We start from the raw sequence: 10,037 nt of genomic DNA, 5'->3' as shown, positions 1-10,037 counted from the left end.
TTTTCTCCGAACGATTGCTAGCTTTGGTATATAAATATGCTTATTCCCCCTTTTGGAGGGTTTATGCAAAAAACCCCTGCCAGAAACGATTGCTGAAGTAACCGGAATAACGATCGAGCAAATCTTACCATTGATCGAATCGCACAAAATCGACAATCGATCAAGTAGTTACTCTTTAGCATGAAATCTAGTTTGAGCATAGGTTTGAGCCTGTGGGCACTGCCCACCCTACTAGCTTGACTACTCTAGCTTGGCTCTACACAACTTACTTACTATCGAGTTACAGGGGGAACTCCCACTTCATACCTTGAAAGGAGACTATTGGAACATTTTGTAGATGAAAGTCAATCAAAACAGATCTGGATTGTCCATACCAACTTTCATCTAAAATTGGTACATAAGCCTCGAATTCAGCACATATCCCTGAATATGGATAGGCTAGATTGTTAATTCTTACATCAGGAATGTTCATTCCTACTGGAAATCTCAAGCTTCCAAAAAAATTAACAATCTTCTCTTCAAACTCTTGCTTCTCTTCTTCACTTAAAATTCTTTGAAAAAACAAAAGATACTGAACATAACCATGTAACACGTCACGTTCTGTTAACCTTTCAGTTTCCCAGTCCAATACATTTGCAGTTGAAGTTTCAAGAAAACATTCAATATTTTCATTAGAAGAGGAACTGTCTACAATTGCTTTAACATTCGGCATTTGAAGCATTTTTGCTATTGTTAAATAATAATGACCTCTTTTGATCCAGGCACCTTGGGAATCTACTTGGATAGTTAAGGTTGGAAGTGAAGTTAACTTGGAACATAAATATTTAAGATGTTCAAATATAAATCTATCTTTTTCTCTGTTTGGATATTTTATTTCGTCGCTCAAGATACGATATGGACTTACTTCTATTAACAGCATATTTATCTAGCAATGATTGTCATTACATGTCAACTAAACTTGGATATAATTTGTAAAAGTTTCAAATTCAGGTATGGCATTATATGGAATTAGTGTTTCTGTTTGACCTGGTTGCGGAGGTTGAGGAATTGGAGCATTTACTGCAATTCTATACTTTAATGTGAATAGTTGAAATCTTTTTCGTGAGTGAATTGCACCAAGAATTGCTGGCCCCCCCGCTCTTGGTTGTCCACCACTAAATCCGACAAGATTGGCGTAATATTCGGCTGTTAATATCTGATTTGTGAAATATACACCAGCCCGATCTCCAGTCAAATCAAATCTTGTCTGATTAAGCAAAATTCTTTCTATATCAATATGTTGACTTGCTACTGTTTCTAGTACATCATAAAATGTAGTTCCACGATATATAGTATCTTTTGGCTCATCGTTTTTACTTTGATTTTCTTGGATAATATTTGATGTCAAATTGACAATAGCAAAGGCAGCTAGAAAAGATAAGAGTGCAGTAACAATTCCTTGTTCAGCAATTGTACTCAATCCACTAGGATCGATATTTGAGATCGGATTACCATTAGCATAAAGATATTTATGCAAGCTAATAGGATCTTGAATTTGACCCTCATAGCTATCCCGCCGAGTAAACCTTCCAGTCTCAGGATCGTAATACCTTGCCCGATTATAATAATCCCTCAAAACAGGATCGAATTGTTCCCCAGTAAACAGATACTTATTCTCACTCCCCCCACTACTATTCAACAACTCACCAAAAGCTTGATAACTATAAGTATCAATCAAATTACCCTCAGCATCACTCAACCCTCTCGTACTTCCCAACCCATCCACATGATAGAAACTATTAACCCCATCGCGAGTCTGACTAATTAAATCATTCCCATGAGTATAAGAAACAACTACCAACCCACTAGGACGATATTCCACCACAGCTTGAGCATAGGGTAAATTAGCATCAATCAGATACTTAATTATCTCCCCATCTACATTCTGACTGACTCGAATTCCACTCGCATCATACTCATAACTCACTTGTTGAGTAATAACACCAGCACCATCTTTAACCTTCACACCAACTAACCGATTTTGGTCATTCCAAATCGATTCAGTCGTCTTACCATCCTCAGTTTTAGTGAAATTATTACCGTTATTGTCATAAGTATAGATAACCTTATCATTACCATTTACTTGCTCCTTCAATAGCCTGTCGTTAGCATCATATTGATAGGTAGTAGCAGTAATAACATTATTAGCCGTTACCTGCTGTTGTTGCCTGTTTCCAACCTTGTCATAGATAAATTCAGTTGTTCTGTTGCCATTAACTCCGTCAGTTACCTGTTCCTTCGTCAACCGATATAAATCATCATAGACATAACCAACCATGCGAGTATTACTTCCCACAGTCTCAACTACCTGCTGACGATTTCCGACTTTATCTAAGCTGTAGACAAAGTTAGTAAAAATATTACTCCCTTTATTGGTTTGGAGATTAAGTAAGTGATTTAATTTATCGTACTGTCTAGTTTCAATTACCCCATTGCTAAGAGTAGTTTTAACGAGATTACTCATTGCATCATAATTATAGTCAGTTAATACCACACCTCCAGATAAGACTTTATCTAATCTGTTTCGCTCGTCAAATGTGTAGGTGGTAGTATTAGCATTTCCATTGATGACTTGAGTAGTCACACTGGTACGATTTCCAGCTAAGTCGTAGGTATAACTAATTTTGGAACCATCAACATCAGTTTTGGAAATTAGTCGATCTCGAAGATCGTAACTAAAACTAGTCACACCTCGACCATCAGTAATAGTCGCTATTTGTCCACCGACAGTATAAGTCATTGTGATGGTAGGAGCGTTAGTAAAATCTTGTTCGACTAATCGGTTCTGTTCGTCATATTTATAAGTAGTAGTTTTACCATTAAAGTCAGTCATCGTGCTGATACTCCCTACCGCATTGTAATTAGTGGTAGAACGTTGATTTAATGGCAGAATGGTAGCTGCTCTGCGACCTAAGATATCATACTCATAAGTAGTGCTATGGTTATTCGCATCAGTAATACTAAGTAAACTTCCTTCTTGGGTGTAGACGTAATTAGTCCAATCACCTAGCGCATTTTTCACTCCAGTCAGTTTACCAACGGCATCATAACGATACTCAGTTACTTTACCATTCTGGTCGCTGGCTGTTAGTCTGTGTCCTAACGAGTCGTAGGTGGTAGTGGTGAAAGTATCATCAGCGTAGATGATTTTAATTGCTCTACCTAAGTTGTCATATTGATAACGGGTAGTATGATTTAACGCATCAGTGACGCTAACCTGTTGTCCAGCTTGGTTATACTGATAGTGAGTTCTGGGATTGTCAGTTAAATCTAATGGTGTACCATCTGCATAAATTACATCTGTTTGTCTTCCCGCCCGATCGTATCTATACTCTGTCCGATTCCCCCGCTCATCGATACTGGCTTTGACTTTACCATCTGTATAGTATTCAGTTTTAGTGCGAGGATTATCGGTTAAGTCATTAAGCGTACTATCAGGTGCGATGCTTTCAATTACTCTTCCAACTGCATCATATACCGTCCGAGTGATGCGCCCAAGTTTATCGATGGCAGCAGCTACTCGACCATCAGCATCATATTCAGTTTTGGTGCGAGGATTATTTGTTAAATCTAATGGTGTATCATCAGGATAAATTATCTCAATGAGTTCGCCTTTACTGTTATATAAGGATTGAGTATTTCTGCCTAATGCGTCAGTAACAGCAATTTGTTTGCCGAGTTTATCGTATTCGTAAGTGCTAGTTTGACCGAGCGCATCAGTCATGCTCGTCATCTTTCCATTGGCATCATATACCGATGTGGTGATGCTGGTTTGTAAGCCAGCGGCGGTAGTTACTAATTTAGTTTCAGTGAGTTTATCACCTCTACCGTTGTAGGTATAGTTGACGATGTATCCAAGTGGATCGACTACTTTGCTAACATTACCGTTACTGTCATATTGGAATAAGGTAGTATTCGCTTGAGCATCGATAGTTTGAGTTACTTGTCCTTTACCATCGTAGGTAAAGGTGGTGATATTACCGAGTGCGTCTTTGATAGAAGTCAAGTTACCGTTAGCGTCGTAAACATTGGTAGTAGTTCTTCCTAGCGCATCAGTAGTCGTTAAGAGCCGACTTCTTTCACCATAAGTATAGTAAGTAGTATTTCCTAAAGTATCAGTCTCACTCAACTTATTGCGCTGACGATCATAAGTATATGTGGTGGTAAATCCATTAACACCAGAACGATCGCTAATTACCGTCTCACTGAGCATCCGATTATCATCATCATAGGCACGTTTAGTAACCTTACCGACTGCATCCACCTCAGTAACAATATTCCCACGCTTGTCATACTCAAAAGTTGTCGGATTACCTAAAGCATCCTTGACAATCTCGATAGAATTATTCGGGTCGTAAACAAATTCCACCCCATTCCCACTACTATTCGCCGTCTTCTTCAGCCTTCCATTTTCATCATATTCCGTCTTCACCGCCTCCCGTCCCAAAGGATCGACAATCTTATCTAAATAGTGAGCGCGGCTCGAATTATATCCAAACTGAGTAGTATTCCCATCCCTGTCCTTCACGGACACGAGATCCCCCTTCGCATCATACGCATACACCACCTTCTGTCCCAAAGGATCGGTCACGCTCGTTATTCGACCCTGATTATCGCGCTCAAACGTCACCTGGACACCAGTGCTACTGACGATCGCCGTATCCGAATAAGTCAACACATTCCCATTAGTATCCCGAACCGTCTCCAGATCCCCAGTAGTGGCATTAATCTCATACACCGTCCCATCCTTAGTAGTGAGAAGGTAGCGATTCCCAAACCCATCATCCTGCGGCACATACGGACGCCCCGCCAAATTAAAGATCTTGCCCTCTTTCTCCATCAAGATCCCATTCACATTCCCCGACGTCCCATCCTTAGACGAGAACTCACTCGTATAAGCCCTCACCTCCGCTCCAGGTACCGTCAACGTACTCGTCACCCCTTTATCCGCCACAAAGTTCGGATACAACAACCGTCCGCCCGTAAAGCCACCCAAAGCACCCTGTACGTTGAGCGGCGAGAAGGTAAATCCTTCCCGCTTGCCACCAGGCAGCGTAATATAAATTCTGGTTCCAAACTCAAACCCAACCGTCCGATAATCCAACTGTTCGTAGAATTCATCCTTCTTCAAACTCGTCCGCAAGTCGGTATCCCGAAACTCCATCCGCCAACCATAACCGAAATCATCCGTAGTGCCAGAAGTAAGCGAGTCATAAGTCCGCGTCAAACTAATCGGAATCCCCGTCACCGGAATAGTTAAATCCGTAAACGACAACCGGAAATTACCCAACTTGAGTTCTCCAGTCACATCAATCTCATCCTCAACCTGAGAGCCACGTCCGCTAGTATCGTAAGCAGTCAGCCTAACTCGATAGGTATCATTCTCTAGCAGAGATGGGTCGAATTTGCCCAGGGTGCCATTCGTAATTGAATTAGTACCTCGGAACACCTCTTGCCAGTTATCCGAACCTAATCGGGCAACCTCCAAGGTGTAGTAATCCAGATTAGTATCCGTTACCGTACCTTTAATATCGGTTCTACCCGTAATCATCCCATCGACAATCCCACTCAAGTCTAAGTTGATGGCGGGTGCTTCGATATCGCTGGGGTCGATGATATTGGTAGTGGTACTAGCAGTGCTAACATTACCGTTAACATCGGTGACGATCGCGGTGGCGGTAACTACACCAGCAGTGGTGACTGTATACGTGCCGACTCCATTGGCGTCTAAGCTGATAGTCTGACTATCGATGACCAGTTGTTTGGATTTAATCCCGACGTTATCTGTGGCTTGAACTTGGAATGAAATAGTTTCACCAATATCGGCGATATTGGTACCGCGTACCAGATTAATCGTGGGGGCGATGTTATCGGCGAGGACTTCCAGATTATATGTCTGGGTGACTGTCGCACCATTGGTGTCGGTGACGGTAACGGTGACTGGTTTGATACCCAGATTTACGGTTGTGGGTTTCCAAGTCATCCGCCCCAATTTGTCGATGGTAACTCCTGCGACTAGGGAAGCATTATCGAGGCTGTAAGTCAGCGCGTCGTTGTCGCTATCTGTGGCTTTGACATCGTAACGATAGGTGTTGCCCAGAGTTACTCGATTTATCGGGGTGGAATTAATGACTGGTGCGCGATTCTGTTTGCCTGTGAGGGTGTATTCTTGGACGGCGACTGCGCCACTAATATCTGTCGCAGTAATCTTAATATTGGTATTGCCTAATGTGGGATTATCCCAAGTAATTAATCCGGTGTTGGCATCGATGACCATTCCCGTCGGTGCGGTAATTAAAGCATAGGTAATCTGGCTATTTTCTGGATCTGTTCCTACTACCTGATATTTGTATTGACTGTTAGTATCGGCAGTAAATTTGGGAATTGAGGTAATGGTGGGTGCTTGGTTGATTGGGGTGGTGCCAACTACTAAGTTATAGGTTTGAGTGGTAACTGCTCCTTGGGTATCGGTGACTAAAACGTCGATGATTTGAGTACCTGTTTGAGTGGCAGTTGGCGTCCAGGTAATTAAGCCAGTATTGGGATCGACTGCCATCCCTGTCGGACGGCGACCTAATGTGTATTGAATGGCATCGCCTTCTAAATCTACGGCTTTAATTTGGTATTTGTATGGCGAATTTATGCCAGCAATTGTATTCGGTGATGATTGAATTTGAGGTGGTGTATTGACACCGTTGACTTTGAGGGTATATTCCTGTCCGACGTACAATCCATAGGCATCCGATAGCCGCACGGCGATGGTCTGGTTGCCGATTTGAGAGCTGGTGGGGTTCCATTTGAGGATGCCTGTAGCCGAGTCGATGACCATGCCTGTAGGGGCATTATCGAGGCTCCAGATTAAGGTGTCGTTGTCGCTATCTGTTCCGGTGAGTTGATAGCTATATGTTTTACCTAAGTTAGTGGTAAATGTCGGTATAGAAGTGATTTCTGGACTGTTGTTGACTAAATTACCAAAATTGACAACATCCAAGTCAAACTGTTGGCTGGTAACGCCACCGCGTCCGTCGCTGACTTGAATTTGAATTGATGATTGTCCCAATTGAGCCGCAGTAGGTGTCCATGTTAATAATCCCCGATTATTAACACTCATCCCCGCAGGCGGATTAATTAAGTTGTATGTTAATGGATCGGAATTAGGATCGGTCGCGGTAATTTGATAGACATAAGTTTGACCGACGGGTGTTTGTTTGCGAGGAGTAGAAGCAATTACTGGAACGAGATTGGGTAGATTTTGAAGCGCGACAGTGAAATCTTGTAAAGTTTCTAGCCCTTTGCTATCGGTCGCTCCCACAGTAAAGCTATATGACCCTAAAGAGCGCGATGCTGTTGCCCAAGCAAATACACCAGTTTGAGCATTAATAGTCGCTCCTAAAGCATTAGTTGGATTGACAATTCGATAACCGATCGGATCGTTATCGGCATCGATCGCTCTAAACTGATATTCAACTGGGTTATTAACCGTCGCAACAATTGAATTGAGAGGAGCGTTAGTGAAAATCGGGGCTGTATTTGTAGCAACTACTTTGAGTTGAATACTTTGCTGGGCTATTCCACCATAAGCATCCTTGACTTGAATCAATGAATCAAAGGTTCTGCCGATTTGAGCCTGATTGGGTTGCCAAGTAATCAGTCCCGTACTTGGATCTATATCTATACCTGAGAAAGTACTATTGACAAGGCTATAATTTAATCCGTCCCCATCTGGATCTTGAGCTTTGACTTGATACTTAAATACTTTGTCTGCCTCAATTTGACTATTTGGCAGAGTGCTGACAATGTAGGGATTCTGATTTTGACTGGGATCTTTAGCTTCTAACAATCCAATGTTTAGATTATTCAGAATTTGTCCGTTACCTAAAATAACAGCTCCAGTACCTCCGGTAATATTCCAACCACTTTGATTCTCAAGTGCAATTTTGTAAGCCCCTGATGGTAAGGTTTTGAATATATAGCTACCATTGACATCGGTAGTTGTAGAAACTTCATCAAGATTTCGCCGACCATCTAGATTTTCATCGATATATACAGTTCGACCTTGCAAACCGATTTCATCGATATTTTTAGTGGCATTTCCATTAGCATCCCGATAAACCGTACCTCTAATTTCGCCGGGATTGCTAGGTACGACCTTGAGATCGAAACTTTGAGTGGCAACACCACCTTGAGGATCTGTTACCTTAATAACAATTGGATAAGTTGTTTGTTGACTGAGTTTTGGTCGCCAAGAAATTAGTCCCGATGGATCGATCTGCATTCCAGTTGGTGCTTGCACCAGTTCGTATTTCAATGATGCTGAATCGACATCACTAGCTTTAATTTGGTAAAAATATTCCGAGCCAAAATCGATACTAGTTTGTAATCTCAAACTCGATCCATCAGTATAACGCTCTGCTGAGAAGAAATCGAAAGCATAAGTTTTACCTTTAGTCAGTCCGAGCGTATCTAACGCAACACTCGCACTCAGTGGTGAATGCGTTCCACCTAAATCAATGACTAATTTCTTGTCGATAAATACCCAGACATCATCATCACCAGTAAAATTGAATACTTCGCCACCTTTATAGGTAAAATTAGTATGAGTTTCAACAGTGAAAGCAAAGTTACGACTGAAGCCTTGGTTGCCATAACCTAAATTATCGATCGGAAAGAAAGTACCATTTTGATATTGCCAAATCCCCGAACCTGGAGTAGTTTCAGTTAATGTCAACGGCACATCTACTCTTTGATTGACACCAGGAACATCGCGATACCACTGGGCAAAAGTTGCCGCACTAGTAGCTCCAACACCATCTGGTTTGATAAACACTGGTAGGCCATCGCTACCGAGTGTATTGCTAACCATCCCCGTCACACTACCTAAGAATCTTTGAAAATCTGGATGACCGTTTGGCGTTCCAGACATCCGAAAATCTCTGATAATAGTTTGCAGGTTGGCTGTTGCTGCTCCATTAGTCGTACCTAAAATTCCGAATTCAGTAATCGGGGTACTGGTAATAATCGGGACACTATTCCCGACTGCATTTGCAACTGCAATTTTATAGATTTGATTGGCAACAGCACCTTTACCATCATCGACTTTTACGGTGACATCATAATTACCAAACTGCTGAGCGTCAGGAGTCCACTTAATTACACCAGTACTCGCATCAATTACCATCCCAATCGGTTTATTTACCAATGAGAAAGTCAGTACATCTCCATCTAAGTCTTTGGCTGTTGCTTGGTATTTATACTCGGAGTTAATATTGGCATCTACTAGCGGATTGCTCGTAAATACAGGCGGACGATTTGGCGGTGGTGTAATTACAGCCAAATTATAATTCTGCTGAACGATTCCCCCACGTTCGTCGCTAACTTCTACCACCAATTGATAATTGCCAATTTCACCAGCACTAGTATTCCAGCTCACCAAACCAGTGCTAGGATCGATTGCCATTCCACTGGGCGCACTCAGTAATTTATAACTGAGACTATCCCCATTGAGATCTTCAGCTTGAATTTGATACTGATAATTCTTACCGCCAATTACTTCCAATTCTGGTTGAGATTTAATTACAGGTGCGGCATTAATTTCCGCAAGCACCATCAGTTCGTAACTAAATTGCACCCCATTTGGGTTTTTAAATACTAACGTCTGCTCGTCAGTTACCTGCGTCGGATCTAATTTGCCATTACTCGCCGTAAAGGTATAGTAGGGCAAACCTTCAGGCGTAAAGCCGTCGGCATCTTTGACGCTGACGCTAGGATCGCTAATATTCTTAACTACCACGAGTAACGTTCCATCCAAACCATAACTACCCTGATTCTTCAGAGCTACATTCACATCTAGTTCCTGATTTCCCGCATTGAAACTGGTGCGGCGATAGTCAGCACCGATACTGGCGGAAACGTCGGTTGCGCTGTTGAAGAAGGTTGGCGAGACGGGGGTGGGAGTAGAAAGGGCAAGGGTAAGGGGGAGAGGGGCAAGGGGGAGGGGT

At 42.2% G+C, this 10,037-nt stretch carries 2 protein-coding genes; both read right to left on the bottom strand.

The window, feature by feature from the left end; all coding sequences use genetic code 11:
* Window positions 1–280: 280 nt before the first annotated feature.
* On the bottom strand, window positions 281–919 hold the full coding sequence (locus tag C7B77_RS15350) for a hypothetical protein (RefSeq protein ID WP_106306429.1): 639 nt from the start codon (window positions 917–919) through the stop codon (window positions 281–283).
* Window positions 920–952: 33 nt separating this feature from the next.
* Window positions 953–9,883 (bottom strand): putative Ig domain-containing protein, encoded by an 8,931-nt coding sequence (locus tag C7B77_RS15345; protein WP_219892165.1) that lies wholly within the window; start codon window positions 9,881–9,883, stop codon window positions 953–955.
* Between the last annotated feature and the right edge of the window lie 154 nt (window positions 9,884–10,037).

It is taken from the genome of Chamaesiphon polymorphus CCALA 037, assembly GCF_003003845.1.
GTDB classification, from domain to species: Bacteria; Cyanobacteriota; Cyanobacteriia; order Cyanobacteriales; family Chamaesiphonaceae; genus Chamaesiphon; species Chamaesiphon polymorphus.
This window is presented reverse-complemented; position numbering and strand designations above follow the sequence as displayed.